Below are 23,287 nucleotides of genomic sequence, written 5' to 3'. Positions count from 1 at the left end.
AATGCATAGATATCCTGATATTGACATTTAAAAAGGTACCAGTACTTTATCAACTTATTCTGGGCCTCCATCCATGATCAATTGCAAATTTTTTCGTCCTTTTATATATTCTTGGTAACCTTCCTTTATCGTTTGCATCCTTACCTCTCCTGATACAACAGGTTCTACTAGCCAGTTAATTATATACTTTGAGTAGTTGTTCATCAACAGGTAACCATAGTTCTTCATACCATCTAAACTTTTCACTACTGTTATATCAGCATGCCATACCTGATTGGGTGAAACTGCTGTTATTCCTTTGGGATAAGGCTTCTTCTTTTTGATTCTCAATCTCCTCAATCCTAATTTGCATACATACTTGTACCAGGTCGATAAAGAAACATGCAATAAGTCTTTTCTTGATGCATACCAGGCTAACGAACAAATAGGCCAATACTGAAATTTATCCGACGATACCAGTTCCTTGATAACATTGGTTTCTTTTACTGTCAACTGGTGGGGATAGATCCTTTTGCATAAGTCTAAAGGCGAAGTATCACATTTATACGAAACCTGATTTTTCCAGAAATAAAAGACTGAAACGGGTAATTTGAGCAATCGTAATACCATCTTAATGTCTGTCACCTTTTGATATTGGCTTAATACCTGAACCAGAGATTCCTTGTTGATCCGAAGCAACCTTCCAAATTCCTTGGAAACTGAAAGAAAAGAAGCAATGGATACAACCAGTTTCATGTAATTCCTCATAATGGTTTGCGCTTCCTTTCTTGAAATAAATTCTTCCAATACTTCTATATCCACCAGTTCGCTTCCGGTATATTTATTGTCTGATTCTCTTCTCCAACGCCACAGTATCGATCGGTCAATATTTGAGCAATAGCTTTGAGGAAGGGTATTTCTTTGCGCTAGTTGTTTTAACATGGTATGGTAAGATCTATATTTTTTCATGAAGAATACTTAAGCTAATTATATCGTTCAAATCTAAATATATTCGAGGCAGATTAGATAAGGATTATAACAAATCGTTAAATGATGCTTTCTTTCATTAGTTTTACTAACCCCGGTTTATAAGTATCACCAAACCCGGGTTTTATAATCTAGAATATGTCTTTAAACTGATCTTCTCTCAAAACACCGGTATTATGAAACTTAATTTAGTTAAACACTTTAACGTCTCATATTTTCTTTACTAAACGTTTTAGTGAATACTTATTCAATAACTAAATCACAGGTATTATATAATAAATCCGCCTACTTGAAACTCAACTTTATACCTTTTAGAACCTTCAACTAAAACCGTATTAATGTTATCAAATAAAATTTATTGCTGAAATAAAATAATAATTGTAATTTTACATTTGCATAGTTATATAAATACAATTATGGGTGCAAAAACAATTTCTAATGATTCTAAGAAAATAGTTTCTAATCATTCACGTAAGGCTAATATTTCAAATAGGATGCAACAAGAATATACTATATCAAAATTTTCTCCTGCATGGGTTGTTCTTCATGCCAAAGATGCTCCTGGATATAAATTAGAACTTATTGATCGTATTCGAGATGGAGTTAAGAAAGCTGATTGGAAACAGTTAATACAAAAAATAGGAGCTACAGAAAAAGAATTTGAAAATATATTGCCTACATCTATAAGTAGTATGCAGAAAAAGTCAGTGTACGGTAGAGAAACATCTGAGAGGATTTACGAATTAGCTCGACTATTTGGACTTGGTTATAAAGTATTTGACACTCATGACGATTTCAAAAATTGGCTTATGACGCCATCTAGAACTTTAGGTAAGAAAAAACCTTTTGAATTACTCGATAGTAGTTTTGGATTCGAATTAGTAGAAAATGAAATCATTAGAATTCAATATAACGTATATAGCTAATGATTGTATATAGAGTGGCGAACACTAAATATAAAGATTTTACATTAACTGGTATTGGAGCTGAAAAAGTTGGAGGAAGATGGAATGAGATCGGCACTAGAGCAGTATATTGTTCTGAGAATATATCATTAGCATTACTCGAATACTATGTTCACTCTGATGATATAGCTGCATTACCAAAAGAGATTCTAATTGCTAAGATTGAATTTCCAGATAATTTTACTATTGAGGAAATTAAAGAATTGCCTGAAAGATGGAATCAGTACCCTTACTCATCAAAAACGACAATAGTTTTCACTCAATTAGCAAAAAGCAGAGATTTTTTTGCTCTGAAAGTTCCTTCAACAATCGTAGGTTTAGAGTCTAACTTTATTCTAAATCCCCTTTATAAGGAGTTTGGAAAAGTTGAAGTTATTGATTTTATCAAATTACCTATTGATGAGCGTTTAAAATCAAGCACCCACGAATAATATCATTAATGACTAATTCCTTTGTGTAATTATTTCAAATTATATTTTCTTAGAAAATCATTCATATTTAAAAATATCAAATTCAAAAAATGATACTTTTTAAGGCTTAACTGTAAGAGATCTTAGAATTTGCAATTCTACTGTTTTTAAATGATAAAAGTAAGCTTCTTCAATTGAATTAGACTTGCTGTAAATTAAGATATTATGCCCCATGGAATTTGTGCAACAAGTTGTTGCACTTTTATAAAGTCCTTTTATTCTTTTAACAAACTGTAATTCTTTTAAATTACAAAAGCTTTCTCCTTAATATAAGATATATAACTATAAGACATAAATAAACAATCTAAATTTGTTGTTAATTTATCATTCTCTACAATAAATACAAAACTCATTAGATTAACACTAAAGAAGCACAGGTTAAACATTCTGCACTTCTTTCTACGTAAAAAAACAATGAATACAATACCCTCCATCAAACCTAATCCAACTATCAGTATCATCTACAACTGATTATATACTTCTATTCCAAGTTTATATCCAAAAAATTCTATTAAAAAGTTGCTATCACTATATCCGTACATGATCCGGAAACATGTTTAAATGTTTATTTTCTAATAATATTTCTGTTAATGTAAAATCACCATTCCTTAAATCAATACCTCATATAAAATTTAAAATAAAGAGTTTTAAGTTTTTAGCATAATTAAAGGTACTGAAAATCATTGTTTTTCGAATTTAAATTGCAGTTATTGAAGGATACTAATTAAACTCCATATCTATTAATTAGATATAAACCTCTAGTAAAATAGAGTTTTCATTTGGTATTAATTCAACCATGTTTAATGATGCAGGAATCAATATACACTCGCCCTTTTTTAATGATTCTTTTTCTAGTATATAATAAACAATTTCAATCTCTCCTTCTAAACACATATAGATTACAAATGAATCTTTTACATTGATAGTTTTAATATATGATTCACTTAACTCTAAAATATTTGTAGTAAAATACTGGCAAGAAGCTACTTCTGAAGCCTCATTAGGTTTAACATTATAATCAACCTTTAAATCCTTGTAATAAGTATAATTTATAGCATCAACAGCTTGTTCCGTATGCAGTTCACGAAGATTACCATTAGCATCTTTCCTGTCAAAATCGTATAAACGATAAGTGACATTTGAAGTTTGCTGAATCTCTGCTAATAAAATTCCTTTACCAATAGCGTGAACTCTTCCTGCAGGAATAAAAAATGCATCACCGGATTTAACCGAGTGCTTCGTCAGAATACTTTCAATATCCTTAGATTCCAATTTCTGAATATATTCATCCCTTGTAACTTCCTTATTGAAACCGGATATTAATTCAGCTCCTTTTTCCGCTTCCAGCACATACCACATCTCTGTTTTACCAAAGGAATTATGTCGTTCTTTTGCCAATGCATCATCTGGATGTACCTGAATAGAAAGAGCATCATTTGCATCGATAAACTTAATCAATAAAGGAAATTCATTACCATACCTTTCATAAACTTTATCTCCTGCAATTTCATGTTTATACACTCCTATAAGTGTGTCTAATGATATACCTTTAAATTTCCCATTCGATATTAATGATACCTTCCCCTTTACTCCTGAAATTTCCCAACTCTCACCTATGCTTTTACATGTATCAATATCCTTATTTAGAACCTTATTTAATTTAATGCCTCCCCATAAAACTTCTGCAAATTGGGGAATAAACTTTAATGGATATAAACTCATATTAGTATAAATAACTATTTAATATATTCTAATTTTTAACTTTAATAGCAAATGAGGCAAATGCCAAATACAATGTGCCTGCAAGAATTATAATTATTCCTCCTACTTGAGATCCCAATGTATCAGATAGTATTCCCATTAAAAATGGAAGAACTGCTCCACCAAACACACCGGTAATCATTAATCCGGAAATCTCATTTCCCTTCTCTGGAAGTGTCTGAATTGCCATACTGTAAATTATAGAAAAAATATTAGCTATAGTAAAACCAACTACTCCGTACAATATGAAAATAAGAAGCTTGTCATATATAAAAATGAGCAGAATTAAGGCAATAACTGCAATTATTATATTTAGGCGAAAAAACTTTTTTGAGGAATAACGTGCTAAAATAATAGCCCCTAAAAAGGCACCCAATGTACGTAACGCAAAATATACACTTGGTCCATAACCAGCTTGTATCGAATCTAAACCACATCGTTCCATTAGTATCTTAGGAGCTGCAGTATTCATGCCCACATCAACACCAACAACAAATACAATTCCCAGAAATAATAAGAAAATGGTTTTATCTTTTAATATTCCAAATACGCTTGAAAAGGTTCCTGAATTACCTTTTACAGGTTCTTCATCAATTATCGTAACCATTAACCAAAACGTTGAAACTAAAGTTATAACCGCATAAATTGGGAAAATATATTGCCAATTATCTAACTGAGATGCAGCAAATGCCGCAATAAAAGGTGCACTAAATGAAGAAATTGCTTTCACAAATTGTCCTGCAATTAAACTGCTTGTTAGTTTATCCCCTTGTACCACATTAGTAAGTAAAGGATTAATGGAAACCTGTAACATAGTATTAGCAATTCCTAATAACGCAAATGCCACTAACGACATAATAAATGAATACTCAATTAAGGGGATAAACATCGCAACAATAGTTATTACATTACTTAAAACTACAGTCTTTTTCCTACCTATTCTATTCATTAACATCCCCGTTGGAACAGAAAATATTAAAAACATAGAAAATAAGGCTACTGGAATCAAGTTCGATAGTGTATCTCTAAAATCAGGACTATAAGTTCCTAATAAATCTTCCTTAACATGAGATGCAGTAATCCCTACTACATCACAAAATCCCATTACAAAGAATCCGAATAACACCGGTAGTACCTTTACAATACTTGCATTTTTATTTTGCATATTACTTTAAACTGATAATTGTTTATATTGAAATGGAGTTAAACAAACATATAAGGTAAGTATGTAGTAATGAAAACAATTTTCCCTGTGCTCTTAAATCATTTTACATTTACTACATACTACATTAAAAACCCCGTTTTATTTTTTATTGAATTGGTTCTATTTTAATTGCAATACCTCCTGATGGTAGTAACTGAAATCTTAAATCCATTATATTATCAACTGGAATCTCTTTTTCTTCAACATTTGTTCTCGTTTTTAATAAAGGATTATCATAATACACTGTTGCCTTGTATTTCCTCCCCTTATCTAAAAATGATAATGGAATGTTTATTTCCCGTGCATCATTATTTGTAATAGCACCTACAAACCATTCATTTCCAGTCTTTCTGGCAACTGATATATATTGACCTATTTCTCCATTTAAAACTTTAGTGTCATCCCAAACAGTAGGCACTGCATCAAAAAATGCAATTTCTTTCTCTCCTCTATAATGTGATGGTTTATCGTACCAATATAAAAACTGAACAGGACTGTAATAAACAACGGATAAAGCCAATTGATGTGCGTGTGTGGTTTTGATGCGATTGTTATAGTAACAGATGGTATAATCTCCTGCACCGGCCAGATATCGGGTAAATGGTAATGTTGTATTATGCGTTGCATCCGGCATTTCTTCATTTCCTCTAATACCTTCCTGAGTCATTAGATTAGGATAAGTACGACTAAAACCAGTAGGACGATATTCATCATGAATATCAATCATCAGATGATACTCTGCTGCCTTTTTTATGGCATCGTGTAACCAAGCTGTCCAACGGTTTGAACCTATCTGAACAAATCCAAATTTCACTCCTTTAAATCCCCAATCTCTGCACTTTGCAAATACTTTATCCAAATCATCAGCTAATGCTCTTTGATTGATATATACAAAAATACCAATTCCCTTTGTTCCTGCATAGTTAACAACTTCATGCATATCCAAATCACGATCAAGTGAAACACTTGTTGCATCACTTGCCACTTTCATCTCAGGACCATACCAACCAGCATCTAGATGTACATATTGAAGGTTTCTTTCTGCTGCAAAATCAATGCATTCTTTTGCATCTTTTGTAGTCAGGTTGGATCTGATTACTTTACCTGGTTTTATCCATGATGTATTTTGAAGCTGGTTTGGAGCATTTAAGTTTAGGACAAGATCATTGTTTTCCAATAACTCCACTGGTGTATCAGCAACCATAATTACTCTCCACGGTGTAGCATACGGACTGATCGCATCCACCTTATCATACATGGTTAACTCAATAGTATTAGCTTTATCTTTACTTAATTTAAATTTTCCTCTGCTGTAATCAACCATTCTGGCTTCCAACAATGCCACTCTTAATCCATTCTTTAAATTCAGTGTCAAAGGACGCTCACATTCATCAGGCCAGTTTGTTAAAGGTAAAAGTTCATATGGTCCTTGTGCCCATCGCTCGTAAAATGCCATGGTTCCATCCGGCATGGTAAAACTGGTTTGCTCACCTTCAATATGTAGGAACAATCCATTTGAAGTTTCCGGGAAATAGTATCTGAAAGCTATTCCTTCATTATAAACATGAACCTCCAAATCCATTAAGTAGCTTCGGCGCTTATCATAGCTTGTACCCGAGTGTCCTTCATGAATTTCTTCTGATTCTTCAAATTTAGCAAAACGTATAACCTCCTGATTATAATTATCTTTAACCAATTTACGTTCGCCATATAAAGGAGACCAGCTAGTATCAACAACACTCTGACTTGATGATTTAAACTCAAGATTCTCACACCATTTATCACTTGGGTCATTTTCAATACCTAATGCCGATTCAAACAGACTATTTTCAATTAAAATACCTAATTCTGATTCCAGTACAACAGGTTGATTTTTATACTCAACCTTATAATACATTTGTTTTTTATCCTGACCTATTTCTTTTTGATAAAATTCAAAGATTAAATTTCCATTCGGTGAATGAACTTTTATATTTGTTTCAGGAATAATATCCTGAGCTACAAGCTGACCAACAATAGCTAGTCCTGTTAAAACCAAAAATAACTTCGTAAACATCGCTTATTCTACTTTAAAATTTAATGTCTTTAATTCTTTATTATACAATCCAGTAACCCTGTTTCCGTTTACCTTTATTTGCTTTTTCTTCGTAGGATCATAGATGTTTAAATAAACTTCCGGTTGACCTTGAAAAATCACATCTGCATTTGTATTAAAATCTTTTAAATATGCTGTGTACTTAGACAAGGAGTGCAATAAAACCTGATCATCTTTTCTTAGATAACTTCCATGTCCAATAAAACAGTCTTTCAGGTTTTCTACTTTAGATTTATCATCACTTTCATCAAAAGTTAAAGCTGTGAGATACGCATCTGTTTGCCATCCATTCATCTCAATTACACTGTTTCTATGCTTGATACTTCCATCAGCCAGCAAGTTTAGATATACTTCTGTGGTCTTTCCATTTTGAGTAATTCTGACTCCTAAATAGTTATTCCCTTGAAAACGCTCAATAACAGGAAGCTTGTCATTATTTTTAAAGATAATGGCAGATATAAACTTTGTCCTGGCTGTTTTTTCAAAATGACTCACAGACCAGTAAGGCTTTCTGTTTTCTGGATGATGATCTTCATAACCTGACTTTTCTTCCAAGCGCATTTTTTCAGGAAAATCATGACGTAATCCTCCATCAGGGAAAGTTTCCGGATATAAAGGACGAACCAATACTTCAGCATCTCCATCTTTGATAGACAGATCCAATCCTCTTCGTTTCGACTCACCATTATAATGTAACAGCCATTCAAATTGCCCCGGTTCACGAGCCAATAAATCATCAATGACTAACAACACATCTCCAATCCAGATAAAGTTTCTGTAGTTTCTTTTTAAGATATGTGAATAAGGACCTGTTGCATTGGCCAACAGATATCTAAAATCCCCTGCATCTACCAAATTATGCAAAGAACCATAATTGACCACTCCAAAATAAGGATCTTCTCTATCTTGTCCTTCACCATTAAACAACACTACATTGTGCGCTTCACTCTGACAATAATACTCAGTGTACAAAGGATTACCGTAAGATGAATTCCCGGAATCGATAATTAAATATTTACCATTATGAAACACAATAAAAGAACCTGCATCAGCATGAGTATGGTTCCATGTTAATCCTGATTTCACAGCTACCATTGTAGCATTATCATCCCATGAATTTCGCATGGTAGCCCAGCCCATATCTTCATAAATTTGAGAAAGAGCCATATCAGGAGTAAAGTTTTCAGCTAACTGAGGCAAATCCGGGTTTAATATTAATCCATTGGGAGTATCAGTTTGAATGGCTTCTTTATTATCGCCTTTCATGGTTTTGTTTAAATACCAGGCATAAGCATCTTTATGGTAGCCTAAATTCCATAAAAGCAAAACACAGGCATTTCCAGTTCGTTCGGTGCTACCATCACCAAAGTTTACCACTCGGGGTATATCATCTTTTACATAGTATGTGGTGCAGATAAAGAAATCGGCCATTTTTTCCAGCTCTGATATATCCGGCTGTTGCACATTGGGTAAAGCATTATTCATAGCCAAACGAAACAACAAATATTGACTTACTCCATAAGCTGCATAATTGATGCCCTCATAAAACCCTCCATTGCGATCAAAATTACGAGGCTTATTCTGAAGTACGCTTCCTGAATAATCTACCCACTCCGTAATGGTTTTAGAGATATCAATGGCCCATTGTTTGGCTTCCGGTATTTCATTTTGAATAGCCAATGAAGTAAATCCGGCCATATAAACGCAGGCACTCCACCAGTTATGCCCCATGGTATCAAATGTATGGAAACTGGTTTGTGGATCGAGCCAATTATTTTTAAGCGGATTGATGCAAACCTTTACCAAGCCTTCTGCAATCTGACTTCTCTCTTTCTTTGTCAGATAATTATAAATACAATCATACCCTATACTAATATAAAAACCGGTATGCGACGTATTTAATCCACCAGTCCATGCAGGTTCCCGGCTTAACAAATCTTTACCTTCCCAGGTACTGCGAGAAGAGTAATCCAATAAAATTCGTTTCACAGCCTCTGCATATTTTTCTTCTCCGGTAACACGAAAAGCCAATCCCAGCTCCTGACAATCCGAAGCTCCGCAACGTTCTTTATTAACCAAATTATCGGCCTTTTCCAATTGATGTTTCCATGCTGCATTTACCTCATCATCATTGCTAATCTGCTTTTTAAGTTTAGCAACACTAACATCGGTATATAACAGATAGCTGTGCGCCTGTCCCCACAACGTTGACGTCATTATCGTGAATAAAACAATTAATATCTTTTTCATTTTTATCGGCTTATATTCAAAACTTAGTCTCTTGTTAAATAAAATGTTCTTTCCTCAAAATTGGCGGTTTTCACTTTAGGTTCGGTATTTCTTCCATATTGCCATGCTACAACCGTAACTTTAACAGGGAATTTTGCTTTGGGAGGAATTGATGTAAAAACAATATCATCACCTTCAATAATTGCTGGTCCCTCCTTTATATAGTAATAAACAGGTAACCCTGATGTGGCTTTTGCATTTAGGTTAACTCTTTTATTATTTACATTTTGATCTCTAATATCGGAAAAAACTATAGTTTGATCATCTCCTTCACTATTCTTTAATGGGATCTTTAAATAGAATTGCTGAATCGAACTTTTATATTCATTATTTCCTTCCATTTTTGCCAACAACCAGATATCACCAGTACGTTTTTGATTATTCATTCCCATTCTGAAAAACCGAACCGTAAATGTTGTATCATTAATTTGTTGTACCGAACCACAAGTCTTTGAGATAAGAGGTTTTTCTTGTGAGGTATTTTCCAGTTCGGTCTGTCGCAATGAATCGGTTACAACTGCATTGATATAAAAAGTTAAACCATCATTTTCCGGATTAAAATAACCATTCATTCTGGAATGGGATTTTTCGTTATAATTAATCAGATTACCCTTCTGCTTCAATCCAATGTACCGATCTTTTTTTCCACGCTCTCTTGCGTAATAAACTTCAGTAGCCATAGCCATTTCTTTATCGAAATACCAAAATGCATTTGCTTTATCTCCTTTATAATTATCATACGATGCAGCTTTTGATTTGGGATGAACACCTTTTTTCCACCTTTCTTTCAACCAACCATCTTGTGGATTAATTGATATTAAATCCAACCGGTTAACATATAAATATCTTTCAGGTATTCTGTATTGTACAGCCTTTTGAATAAACAGGAGTAAGTAATCAACCAGTACATCAGAGACATCAAAATGACCATGACCAGCATCGCATAAAAAAGAGATGGTAGAATTTGGATACCTGGCTTTAAAATCCAATGCCGGCTGAACTCTTTCCTCCATCCATTCATATTCGCCCTCAATCATTAAACCCGGTATGCCATCAATATTACGACGATCCCATTTAGGGTGAGGACGACCATTTCCGGTTAAGTTAGTTAAAGGAGCATCCCCATGTAACGAAATAACGGCTAATGTTCTTTGGGGATTCCACGCTGCAAAATTCCAGGGAAAGCTTGCACATGCTGAATGTCCGATAGGAATTATTGGAGCGTATGCTAATTCTCCATAACCTGATACTTCAGCAAGATCATTCATTATATTTTCAACAATCTTTCCTGATCCATTATTAAAATCAAAAGTCATATCAAAGGCTGGAGAAACCCAGACAATAGCAATATTTAAATCGGATAATCCTTTGCGAAATGCATCTCTGTCAAATAAATCTTCCTCGCTTAAATTATGCTGTCCAAACATTACAGCTTTAACACAACTACAATTTTCCGGTATCCATAAAAAAGCTGTAGGATGATCATTGGTTTCTGAAGATATCAAACCATCTACTTCAACCGACCATTGATATACCTTTGAACTGGCTATGGTGCAATGAAGAAACGTCACAATAAAAACCAGTATAATCCTTTTACCTAATGTAATGTTCTTCTTATTTAAGAGCATCTCTTTTAACAATATACTTTTCTTAATATAAATCATATAATGATCTCTATTCCAATTTAAACGATGAGTTAATTTATCCCATGATATTTATGTCAATCAATAATTAAAAATGAACAAAGACACTGAGGCACTGAGTTTTTTACTATTTATTATATAATTCATAAAATCTGTAAGAATTTACTTCTATGAGCACTTTGTAATTCCTTAGTAATGGTGTTTGATCATTTCTCTTATTCTAAATTGTGCAGTTTAATATGTGTAAAATATATAAAATACTTACTGTGTCTTTGTCTCTGTGTTATTCTCTTTTTCTACACTTTATTTGCATTATTTACTAATTCTAAACCAATCAAAATCTGCATAACCACCGATTCTGGTACCGGGTTCCATAATTGCAAAAATTCCGACCTTTGCACCGATCCATAGTTCAGGAGTTGCTTTATGAACTGTTCCAACAGTATGATACTCTTCTCCATCCTCACTGTAATAAAACTGACAAAGACCTTCTTCTTTTACATCTACTCTTAAATATGCTTCGTTACTGTTAATTCGCACTGACGTCTCCATTTCTTCATTGGCACTATATTTATCAATCATATGCCCTTTGAATAATTCTAGTTGATATTCTTCTTCATCTTTACTCATGGCCAAATAAGCATAATCATCTCCCATTACAGTTAATCCTGCTTTTTTACCTTGCCAAACATCCCACTCTGTAGTCAGTTTTACCTTGGTAGTGGCCACAAATTCAGGTGCCGGAAACTTTTGCATCAATAAATTAGGAACCATCCACAATGGAGTTGAAGCTTCGGGTTTTGGATAATTTAATAATCTCAGGTAATCCTGACCAGGTAATTGCACCATCCATTTAATAGAATGATTCGCTGCCCACTGCCATTGCATACCTAATTTCCCTTTATTAAATTCATCACTTTCAGTAGGGGTATGAATTGGATAAGTTTTACCCACGTTAGGCTTTTTATGTGAAGAGACAGGTTCACCAATACCATCATTGTTAATATCTTCACCCATCATTGGCCAACCATCAATCCAGGTCACAGGATTTAAATGCAATACCCTTCCATAAGCCTTTTTATCCTGAAAATGCACAAACCATGACTCTCCGGTTTCAGTTTCTACCCAACCTCCCTGATGTGGACCGTTTATATTTGTATTCCCCTGATGTAATACCACTTTTTCTTCATAAGGTCCGTATATATCTTTTGAGCGAAGAATCAACTGCCAGCCTTCTTCCACTCCTCCGGCAGGACAAAAAATATAATAAAAGCCATCTCTCTTATATAACTTAGGACCTTCAACCGTATGGTGATGATCGTGTCCGTCAAAAACATGTTTTCCCTCTGAAATAATCTCAGCACCTTCCTTGTTCATTTCCCAAATGGTAAGAACACTGTTAATATTCGCACGACTTCCTGCCCATCCGTTTACCAGATACACTTTACCATCCTCATCCCAAAGTGGTGTAGGATCAATCATACCTTTTGCTTCTTTTACCAATAGAGGTTTACTCCATTCTCCCAACGGATCTTTGGTTTTCACCATATAAATACCCCAATCCGGATCTCCCCAATAAATATAAAACTCACCATTATGGTATCTTATGGATGGAGCCCAAACACCTTTGCCATGTTGTGGTATATCAAATATTTCCTGATAATCGAAATGAGGTAAAGCATAATTAACTATTTCCCAATTCACGAGGTCTTTAGAATGAAGAATGGGTAATCCCGGACTACAATTAAAGCTGGAGGCTGTTAAAAAGAAATCCTCACCTACTCTAATCACATCCGGATCTGAATAATCTGCATAAAGAATAGGATTTTTGTAAGTCCCATCTCCATTATCAGCTACCCATACTTCTGAAATATATTGAACTGAATCTTTAGTAGTAGCAATTTTTTCTGTTTTGTCAGAATTGGAACATCCCCAAAGAGATGCTCCTAATACAAACCAAACTATTACAATAAAATTCTTCATTGATAAACTTTTTAATTACAGATTACGAATAAGGGATTGGCATAAAATTTTGATTGTTTTAAAAGAATACTATCCCAATCTTCAATGTTATGCACCTGATCACTCTTTTGCCAGGCAAAACCAATATAATAAATCAGGTTTAAACAGGGCTTGGTTGAAATTAACAAATGGCTCTGATCAGGAATATCTGTTTTATATACTTCGGCATTTGTAACCTGATTACTCTTAATGATTACACCTTCACCTACATAACTATCATCAATGGGTTCCCAATGACGGTAAACTCCATTCTTTATATCCAGTTTTGTTTCTCCTTTATTATCATGAAGGGTAATTCCAATGGCATAATCAGGCACTATGGTTTCGGAAAAAAGGATCTCTTCAACTCTGGAAAAGTTAGATCCCAAATCCAATGAAATACGCTTTGTTTCTTTAATATTATATTTACTCCAGGGTGCATAATCCAACTCAAAAATGGTTCTTAATGGTCCTGTTGTGATTGTTCTGTATGCAATAAAATTTTTAGATGTATATAATGAATCCTCCCCCCATACACCTATACCTCCAGTTCCTCTGCTGGCACCTACATGATAAGGATCATAACCCTCACCATGATCTATATGATAATATCCGGGTTGTTTTGCATTTTCGTTATACCAGTGATCTATAATGGAATAATCTACACGTTTTAACCATAGATCGATACCACTGGATAATGTTCCACCTTCTCTTCCTTCTTCAACCAGTTGTTGTGCTTTGGGTCCATATGCACGAAATGCAACTTTGTCATTTTCCCAGGCGTAGTCATCAATTCTTTCTGGTACAAATCGTGAATAAGTCGTTACCTTAGGTTTAGGTTGAAGTTCTTCACCATTCTTTTTCCATAACAATTCGTATTCTTTTGTTGACTTAGCGTCTACATCAGCCATAAACAACAATTCATCATATTCCCCATCCAAATTGTTATCCACCCATTGCAGAACGTTATAATCTTTTTTACTATTTTCTCTTAACAATAAGTTATCCTTATTTAAGTCATTCAGGTTTAGGTTTAAATTCGAACAAGGAATTGAAACAACTTCATTTCTATCAAATTCCAGCACATTACAAACTGTAATCGTCCTTAACACTTTTTCGTGTTTACAGCCCACAAAAAACAGAAATAACAAAGAAAATATAACTACAAAATTCCTACTTATTATTTTCATTTCAATTCTATTATTCTATTAGTAAATAGGAGAAAGGCCATATATCAACCTTCCTCCCTTGCATCAAAATTATTTCACTAAAACTTTATTGGTACTCATTTGAGATCCAACAACTTTAACAATACATAATCCGGAAGGTACTGCAAATGTTTCTGTAGAAGAAACCACTAAATTTTTAGCAATGATCTTTCCGGTTAGGTCATATATAATAACTGTTGAACCTTGCTCGGCATTTTGAACTTTAACCATTCCGGTACCTCCTGTTGTAATAACATCAGAGGTTTCTATATCACCAATGGCAGTTGAAACCGAACCATAAAACTCAACCTCAGCAACGTTGCATGAACTATTATCATGGTAACAGATATACCTGTAACTTTCAGTAGCAGAAATCACTGCCTCAGTATATACACCTACAGCAGGCTGATCTGTAATAGTATATAAAACATCATATTCATTGGAGTTACTAAATGAGGCACTCGTGTTTGAACCCCATATTTGTCCGCCAACCATACGCTGAGGATGAGTTGAGCGGGGTACATAACGAATTGAGGTTAATAAAACGCTCTTACCTTCGCCTAAATCGTACCCCACGAACGAACTACTTACTTTCGCATCAAAATAGGTAGTTATATCGCCATCTAAAGCTGCAGTAAAAGTAGTTGCCGGATTATCTCCGTACGAACCTGCAGTACCAATAGCTGTTCCTGTTACCTTAATTTGTGCATTACCTGTGGCTGAAAAACTAACAAACATCACTGCTAGTATCCACATACTTAAATAGGGTAAAAATCTTTTTTTCATAAACTTTTCTTTAATTATTAAACATTACTTATCCAGTATTATTAATTGGTTAACTAATAATTCAGATTATAAATCCTATGATGCTGAGTTCGATGGAATGAAGTCATCGAACTCATTTACATAAATTACAATTAGATTCTACTTACGAAATTCAATTCCCTCCACATGCTCTCCTACAAAAAAGTGAGCCATATCGGAGGTTTTATACCAGGCTGGTTTTCCTTCCATTTTATCATGAATACAAACTCCATTAATTCGAAGGTTTTCAAATATGATGTTCTTTACTTTCCTTTCTTCATTATATCCGGCTATAATAGATAGGTTTGCATTGTCGCCATTGTATTCAACATTACGAAAAGTAATATTCTCAATGCCCATACCGGGAGCTGTGCAATACTTTGTATTATAAAAAATACGAAGGTTAACCAGTTGGCCTTCACGAAAATTTTCAATGCGGATATCTTCAAAAAGAACATCTTTAATCAGATTATTATCCCCTGCATTAATGGTCAAACAACCCTGATAATCAATTTGCATCTCCTTATGATCAAGAATATCAATATTAATGTATTTCAGGTTTTGTATGGTATCCGGATTTTCGCTATTTCCATGTATTCCTATCATGATAGGATGTGCAACGTCTGCCCAAAGCGTTGAATTTTGCATGGTAATATTATTGCAGCCACCGGTAAATCCCTTGCGTGTTGCATACACCGTAGTACAATCATCTGAATTGCGGCAAAACACTCTGTCGTAAAGCACATCATTGCTGGCAAAAACATTCATACCATCTCCCCATCCATAATAACTAATACTTTTTACATTACGAATAGTAACATGTTCTGATCCACCAGTAGCGCATTGGGTGCAGAAAATTCCTTCCACTAAAACATTTTTTGAATTTGAAATGTGCACACCCATTTTTACGGAATATTCCACCATACCCCTGCCTATTATTTTTACATCATGAGCATCATGAATCAATAACTGGCCCCGAAGAATTGCACTGCCATCCACATAAACAGTTTTATTTGAAGGTACGATGAACTTTCCTTCATCAAATTCATGAATACCCGGGCCAAACCATATAACATCCGGATCTTTTTTGGATGGCACTTCTTCCAACATTGGATTTGCAAAAAGATGTAGATTGTGAAAGATATCTCCGTTAACTTCAACTGATAAATTAGCAGGTTGATTTAATTTAAAATATACCGACTGCCCTTTTATTTGGTGCTGGATATGATATGATAACGGACGTATCCTGGCTGAATCAACAGGTTGATTATTAAAAGTAACCATCACCTCTACATCTCCTGAAAAATCAAAATAACTCATGGATGCATTTTCTACCTGATGTTTACTTCCCCGTACCTCATCCACCTTAATTAAATAGCACGGAATCTCCTGCCATTTGCCATTAACCTCACGCACCTTGATATTAAAATCATGATTTATGATTGCGCCTTCCGGAGCCGGATATATTTTTAAATTCTTCTCCGAAAAGGCTGAGGAAGATAGGATTGTAAGTATAATAATTAGTAAACTGGTTTTTATATTTTGCATTTTAATCATTTTTTCAAATTCAGGTTATTACAGTTTCCAACTTAGAAAAATATTATTCATTTGCCATTGCCTTAATATTTTTCAATCGTAGTAATGCTTCCATGTAATAATAGTCGGCATATATAATTGAAGCATCAATTTCAGACTTTGCGGGCCAATGACCTGTTGAATGTAATAAGAATGATTCATTTATATGTTTACTCAGGTATTTATCGGATGATAAAGCTGATAATAAATCTATTGCCGTATTATAATACTTTGCTCTAAGTTGCTCATCTGTAACATATCCTTGTAATTCCAATAAACTGGAAGCTATAACAGCTGCAGCCGATGCATCTTTAGGCGCATTAGGGATAGCCGGATCATTAAAGTCCCAATATGGAACTTTATCTTCAGGCATCATTTCAATAAATTTATCAGCCAACTTTATAGCTGTATCCAGGAATTTTTGATCCTTAGTTTCTCTATAAACCATTGTATAGCCATATATTCCCCAACCTTGACCTCTTGCCCATTGCGAATCATCGGCATATCCCTGATGGGTAACACCTTTAATAAAATGACCATCTGTAGTATCAAAAACGGCTACATGATAGGTTGTAAAATCAGGACGAATCAAAGTAGTCATGCATGTTTCTGCATGCTCAACCGCCATATCGTATAAAGAATGATCACCTCCGTTTTTAGATGCCCAAAAGAGCAACTCCAGATTAATCATATTATCAATAATGGTATTATGAGGCCAGTTCATTTTTTCACGCATTGCAGGCCAAGATAAAATGGTACCAACTTTAGGATTATAAAGAGTTGCCAATGAATCTGCAGCCTCAAGCAAGAAGTCATGGTAAGCAGAATCCTTAGTAAGTCTATAACCATTACCAAAACTACAGAACAACATAAAACCCAAATCATGATTATCTACAGGAACATCTAACACTCCTTTCAATGGTTCTGTAAATTTCCGTGCCCCTGATAAAAAAGAAGAGTCTCCTGAAGCTTCATAGGCATACCAAAGAATACCAGGCCAAAAGCCACTGCACCAATCATAAATACCTACTTTATTCCATTTGGTTTGTCCTTTTAAAATATTACGTGGTAAACTGTCTGTATCTGATAAACTATTTACTGTATGAGTAATTTTGGTGTTACAATAATCCAATAACTTATCTGCATTAAATTCATTTTCCTTTGTTACAGAAGGCGTACATGATTCCATGATTAGCAACACCAAACAGGGAAACAGCACACTATATAATTTTAGTTTTTTAATTTTCATTTTGAATATCTTTTATTTCTTCAAAATCATATTCCTTCGTTAGCTGTGGTTTATTCAATATTTTTAAAATCGATTTGATTATCCATTAGAAAATATATTGACTGTATAATAGAAGATTCAATACATATATTTACACTAGCTATTCTCGCATAACTATCCTATTTAATCTCTAAAATTGAGATTATTACCTCATGTAAATAATTATTATAATTCTCTATCTATAAAAGGATACGATTTATTCTAAAGAATACATTAAAGTTCCCAATCCCAACACATCGAATCCTCCACTATTGGATCCATAATCACCACCCCCACCTTCAACTCTGTGCATGCGGGCAGCCATTGAAACATATCTAGCTGTAATTCCTTTTTTAATCACATAATGGTGATACATCAGTTCCCAAATTGGACGAAATCCACCTTTACCCGACTCATTAACCTCTGTATGGGTTTCAACTCCTCCACATACACTCCATGCATCTTTATAATACCTTGTATACTCAGTAAATGGAACACTTAAATTAGCAAAATTGTATTTGGCTACATATTCAGCTCCTTTTAATACGCGATTATCATCGTAAGCAAAAAGGTCGTCTCCCTGATTATAAGCCATCTGACAGATTACTCCCAGTAGACCAATATTTAACAAAGTGTGTCCCTGATCCCTGCCACTTTCCTGAATCTGACCTAGGTCAATATCATCATTAAATGATTTTGTATGGATGTAATTAATACATTTGGTAAGATTTCCATTTCCAACGCCATTCATTAAATAATCCAAAGAATAGTTATACAAAGTTGCATCATCGCATAAAATTCCTACAGCCATTACATTTGCCAAATTGGCAAGGTCCCAGTTTGCCCAATAGTGCGAATCGCAGGTTCCCCAATGTGTTTCAAGAAAATTATAACTCACAGAATAAAAAACATCGCGCATCCATTGCTTAAATGCCTCAAAATCGGTGGTTGACCAACACTCATAATCCCTCATTATTTCAGCGGCATTGGCAAACTCATATCCATAAATACCAGAAGCAAGTGCAACATTTGAATTTCCACTAATCACTTCGCAGGTTGAAGCCCAGGCATTAAGAATTTCAATAGCTTTATCAGCATATGCTTCTTCTCCGGATATCTTCCAACGAATAGCACATTGATAAGCTGCTGCAGCATCATTCATTGCTCTACTATAGTTGTCAGCTTCAGGTTCTTCAGTTGAACTTCCACCTCTAATCAATTTTACGGTTGGACTAGGATTATAACTCAAACTAGCATGTGAATTTGCTATTAATTTATTCCATCCATCAATCCATGGACTTTCCTGAGCTGTAACTTTTAATTTTATACGGTCAAAATCAACCTGAGTATGCAACATCCCCAAATGAACAAATGTTTTATTCGGATCAATGGTAAGCTCTGGTTCTGTTTCTTCATCCGGAACCTCTTCCTCTTCTGGTTTTGTTTCTGAGGGATCATCTGCACCACATGCCTGCATTGAAATTAATATTACAAACAGTGATATTACAACTCCCATATATATATATATTTATCTTCTTCATACAATCTATCTATAATGATTATTTACAAGCATATATTTTCCATAAAATGGTATGGAAAATAATACCGGATTTTAATAATCCGGTATTACTCTTAAATACTTATTGAGCAATATAAGCTTCTAATTCATCTAAACTTTTAAATGTTCTGTGCCAATCAACCCAATATCCTTTTTCGTTTGATAAGACATCTGCAATTTTTATTTGCCACCATGATCCTTCTTCCTTAATAGTGTTATCTGCAGCCCATGTTGAAGCATCAACCCACAATACATTGGATGCTGCATAATCATCATTAAACTGACCCAAACGATCGTAATTGATACTTCCTGTTGCAGGTCTTGGTCCACCTAAAGAACCATCGTTTTGAATCCAATATATCTTTATGGCATATATAGGATATTCACTTGAATATACCCAAGGCTCTTTATCAATACCACTTCCGGCAGATCCCCAATCACCTCCAAAAGAATAAGTAAAATCAGCCCTGTTTTTATTCACACCATCCGAAGGTGAAGCAAAAGTTACTTTACAATAACCATCTTCCAATATGGTTGTGGTTGCTCCGGCCCAGCTGCTTTGATCTGGTCTTCCGATCCAGTCATCATATACATCAAGTGTTACCTCACGATTACCCATGAATTCGAAAACATATTTTCCCTGAGGAATTTGAGCATCTACAATATTTCCATAAAATTCAATCTCAGCAATATTACAATATCCGTCTGCAGAATAATAATAGATATACTGGTAAGTTTCCTCTGTTGAAATACTCACTTCTGTATACACACCAACTGCAGGTTGTTCAGTAACTGTATATAGAGTAACTGCATCAGATAATGTAGGGTCATTAGCGCCTCTGATTTCACCTCCAACCATACGTTGTGGATGAGATTCGCGAGGTACATAACGAACAGAGGATAGTTGTACAGCATTACCGGTACCTACATCGTAACCTACATAACCTGTTTTTTGCGCACCATCAACAAATGTATTAATATCACCATCTACAGCTGCTGTAATAAATGTTGCAGAATTATTACCCCATGAACCTGAATGTCCAATTAATGTTCCTGTTATTTGTTCGTCTCCAACTAATAAATACTCACTTACAATAGTTTGTCCTTGAATATTAATTGTTATTGTACCGGAAGAAGTATCCGGAACCGTAAATTGAATTTCAGTATCAGTAACTGATGCGATATCCACCTTGGTATCGCCAATATATATATCAATATCATCTGCATTGGTACCAAAATTCTCCCCCGTAATTGTTACAATATCACCTGCACTGGCACGTGTTTTATCAATCGAGGTTACTTTTGCCCCCATTATATAATCAAAAGTTTCTGTAAACACTTTTGTGTGTGTCCAAACCTGCACTGTGATTAAACCATCTCCTGCATCTTCAGGTACAGAAACGACCATTTCATTATCCGAATAACTTACAAAATCGGTTACCAGAACACCATTAAAATAAATTTTTGCAGCGTCGGAATATTCTCCGAAATTGGTTCCGGTAATGGTAATTGGAGCAGTAGGTCGACCTGATTTAGGGCTAAAATCAGTAATTGTAATATCAGGGTAAACATACAAATCCGCTTCGTATTCTTTCTCAAAATCAGTACAGGAATGAAATACCCATCCTCCTGATATAAGAGTTATAGTAATGAATATATATTTTATAAAATTCTTCATGATTCCTATATTTATTTTATTAGTAACCTGGGTTTTGAAGTAAATTGCTATTCAAATTAATTTGTTCCAACGGAATCGGCATCAAATAATGAGTACGGGCAAAATTTCTGTTTGCTGCAGGATCTAACAGTAAAACCCTACGAGGCCCAACTCCTGTTTCTTTTGTTATCTCACCATAAGGATAACCTGCGGGATTATACAGAGCTGTATTATTCTCGTATTCTGTTCCTTCGATAACATCTCCGCAAATGTCCTGATTCAATTCTTCTTCTGCAATTCCCCAACGTTTAAGATCATTATAGCGACTGTTTTCTGCATACAACTCAACGGTACGTTCTCTTTTAATCTCCTCATACATATCTAAACCGTTTGCAACGGCAAAAGCGTTTGTTAGTGCAGGTAATCCGGCACGGGCTTTAATTTTATTAATAGATGCATTTAACTCTGCATCAGTAAGTGCTCCCTTTAATTCATACAAAGTTTCAGCATAAATCAAATAAACCTCAGCTAAACGAATCTGTGGAAAATCAAAAGACTCGGTATTGGCAGCACGATATACTCCATAATTATATGAAGCAAATTTACGGTTACCATAACTACTTCCTGAATTTGATCCGGGACCTATTAAACTTGCAGTACCATCTTCAGGGATATCTCCAAAATAAGATGTTAAACGATAATCACGATTCTTAAATTCATTCGATCTTCCATAATAACCTTCAAAAACAGAAGATTTTTCAACAGGTAATCCATCAGAACAAAGGAACATATCCATGTATTTCCGGGACGGTGATAAACGACTACCTACGGTATGACTAATATTCACGTTTCCTTGGTACAAATCGTAATCGTACTTGGTATACAGAATAAACTCACTGTTTGAAGCTTTTGTTAAACCTGCAGGATTAGATCCCTCATCTTCAAGATTAAAAAGATAATACATGCTCCAATTTTCAAGACTGCTGTTATAGTTCCAAAGACTATAACCTCCATTATCCATCACATCCTTAGCCAATTCGTTTGACATGGTAAGCATACTGTTTACTGAAGGATAATCAGTAGGTTTAGCCGATCCAGCACCTTCTGAAACACCATCACCATCAGTTGTTGTTCCAACATTCTTTTCCCAGGTAGCCTCATACAACAATGCTTTTGCTTTATATGACATTGCCGCCCATTTACTGATTTTTCCTTTATCCGAATCAGAAATATTTTTTTCTAAAGGCAGACCTGCAATAGCATCATCCAAATCTTTTATTATTTGTTCAAAAACTTCGTACCTGCTATGTCTCGCTCCTAGTAATTCAGGAGAATCTAAATCGATAACCTTGGTTACAATTGGCACACCACCGAAACGTTGAAGTAAAACAAAATGATGATACGCTCTGAAAAACTTTGATACTGCAACATATTCTGCGATATCTTCCTGATCACCATTATATGCTTTTGCTTTATCCAATACAATATTTATGGCTCTCAAGTAGATATAGGCACGAGTCCAATATGAATCTCCACTTCCGGGAATAACCACACCTCTTCCATAATCCTGAACATAACCGGTTAAATCAGTTCCGAAATCCATAAAATCATAAACACTACTACCATTAGTCGACCTTAAACCAATCATTTTATTGTAAAAATCATTAGTAGCAGCTTTAAAATGTTCCGGTGTAGAAAAATAAGCAGCTTCAGTTGATGCATCCAGCGGATCAAGGTCTAGAAATGTATCTTCACATGCTGAGAACAACAGTAAAATACCAGGTATAATTGCAAATAATATCTTTTTCATTATTCTTCGTTTTT

16 protein-coding genes are annotated in these 23,287 nt (G+C 34.5%); 2 read left to right on the top strand and 14 right to left on the bottom strand.

The genetic code is table 11. From position 1 onward, the window contains the following. Positions 1–54: 54 nt before the first annotated feature. The gene (locus OM075_RS14455) at positions 55–948 is read right to left on the bottom strand and encodes a hypothetical protein (RefSeq protein ID WP_301191240.1); all 894 of its coding nucleotides are present in this window, start codon (positions 946–948) and stop codon (positions 55–57) included. Between the two features lie 434 nt (positions 949–1,382). Here OM075_RS14455 and OM075_RS14450 point away from each other — a divergent pair, with 434 nt between their 5' ends. Together OM075_RS14450 and OM075_RS14445 are read left to right on the top strand one after the other, a co-directional pair. Continuing rightward, positions 1,383–1,892, top strand: a complete 510-nt coding sequence (locus OM075_RS14450; RefSeq protein WP_301191239.1) for an Xre family toxin-antitoxin system antitoxin — start codon at positions 1,383–1,385, stop codon at positions 1,890–1,892. Beyond that, on the top strand, positions 1,892–2,362 hold the full coding sequence (locus OM075_RS14445; RefSeq protein ID WP_301191238.1) for an RES family NAD+ phosphorylase: 471 nt from the start codon (positions 1,892–1,894) through the stop codon (positions 2,360–2,362). Before OM075_RS14450 ends, OM075_RS14445 begins: the two co-directional genes overlap by 1 nt. A 783-nt stretch (positions 2,363–3,145) precedes the next feature. On the opposite strand, the gene OM075_RS14440 is transcribed toward OM075_RS14445, so the two are convergent. The 13 genes from OM075_RS14440 to OM075_RS14380 all read right to left on the bottom strand — a co-directional run bounded on the left by OM075_RS14440 (position 3,146) and on the right by OM075_RS14380 (position 23,273). Further along, entirely contained in the window at positions 3,146–4,123 is a 978-nt protein-coding gene (locus tag OM075_RS14440) for a type I phosphomannose isomerase catalytic subunit (RefSeq protein ID WP_301191237.1), read from the bottom strand. Between the two features lie 28 nt (positions 4,124–4,151). After that, the gene (locus tag OM075_RS14435) at positions 4,152–5,327 is read right to left on the bottom strand and encodes an MFS transporter (RefSeq protein WP_301191236.1); all 1,176 of its coding nucleotides are present in this window, start codon (positions 5,325–5,327) and stop codon (positions 4,152–4,154) included. Positions 5,328–5,472: 145 nt separating this feature from the next. Then, complete coding sequence (locus OM075_RS14430) at positions 5,473–7,422, bottom strand: glycoside hydrolase family 97 protein (RefSeq protein WP_301191235.1); 1,950 nt, start codon at positions 7,420–7,422, stop codon at positions 5,473–5,475. 3 nt (positions 7,423–7,425) lie between these two features. Further along, positions 7,426–9,711, bottom strand: coding sequence for a heparinase II/III family protein (locus OM075_RS14425; protein WP_301191234.1), 2,286 nt, complete (start codon positions 9,709–9,711; stop codon positions 7,426–7,428). A gap of 23 nt (positions 9,712–9,734) precedes the next feature. Beyond that, the gene (locus OM075_RS14420) at positions 9,735–11,414 is read right to left on the bottom strand and encodes a hypothetical protein (protein ID WP_301191233.1); all 1,680 of its coding nucleotides are present in this window, start codon (positions 11,412–11,414) and stop codon (positions 9,735–9,737) included. A 291-nt stretch (positions 11,415–11,705) separates the two neighbouring features. Beyond that, positions 11,706–13,376, bottom strand: coding sequence for a glycoside hydrolase family 43 protein (locus OM075_RS14415; RefSeq protein ID WP_301191232.1), 1,671 nt, complete (start codon positions 13,374–13,376; stop codon positions 11,706–11,708). An 11-nt stretch (positions 13,377–13,387) separates the two neighbouring features. Then, a complete protein-coding gene (locus tag OM075_RS14410; protein ID WP_301191231.1) occupies positions 13,388–14,584 on the bottom strand; it encodes a BT3233 family polysaccharide utilization protein in 1,197 nt (398 codons plus the stop codon). A gap of 69 nt (positions 14,585–14,653) precedes the next feature. Then, the gene (locus OM075_RS14405; RefSeq protein WP_301191230.1) at positions 14,654–15,388 is read right to left on the bottom strand and encodes a DUF6383 domain-containing protein; all 735 of its coding nucleotides are present in this window, start codon (positions 15,386–15,388) and stop codon (positions 14,654–14,656) included. Positions 15,389–15,526: 138 nt separating this feature from the next. Further along, entirely contained in the window at positions 15,527–16,954 is a 1,428-nt protein-coding gene (locus tag OM075_RS14400; RefSeq protein WP_301191229.1) for a glycoside hydrolase family protein, read from the bottom strand. Positions 16,955–17,006: 52 nt separating this feature from the next. After that, positions 17,007–18,230: a glycoside hydrolase family 88 protein gene (locus OM075_RS14395; RefSeq protein WP_301191228.1), complete on the bottom strand. Its 1,224-nt coding sequence runs from the start codon at positions 18,228–18,230 to the stop codon at positions 17,007–17,009. A gap of 235 nt (positions 18,231–18,465) precedes the next feature. Next, positions 18,466–19,764, bottom strand: coding sequence for an alginate lyase family protein (locus tag OM075_RS14390; protein ID WP_301191227.1), 1,299 nt, complete (start codon positions 19,762–19,764; stop codon positions 18,466–18,468). Positions 19,765–19,888: 124 nt separating this feature from the next. Further along, the gene (locus tag OM075_RS14385) at positions 19,889–21,484 is read right to left on the bottom strand and encodes an IPT/TIG domain-containing protein (RefSeq protein ID WP_301191226.1); all 1,596 of its coding nucleotides are present in this window, start codon (positions 21,482–21,484) and stop codon (positions 19,889–19,891) included. 19 nt (positions 21,485–21,503) lie between these two features. Next, a complete protein-coding gene (locus OM075_RS14380) occupies positions 21,504–23,273 on the bottom strand; it encodes a RagB/SusD family nutrient uptake outer membrane protein (protein ID WP_301191225.1) in 1,770 nt (589 codons plus the stop codon). Between the last annotated feature and the right edge of the window lie 14 nt (positions 23,274–23,287).

Origin of the sequence: Plebeiibacterium sediminum, from assembly GCF_026013605.1 — a bacterium.
Classification (GTDB): domain Bacteria; phylum Bacteroidota; class Bacteroidia; order Bacteroidales; family Marinilabiliaceae; genus Saccharicrinis; species Saccharicrinis sediminus.
The sequence above is the reverse complement of the archived record's forward strand: the minus strand, read 5'-3'. Positions and strand labels throughout refer to the sequence as shown.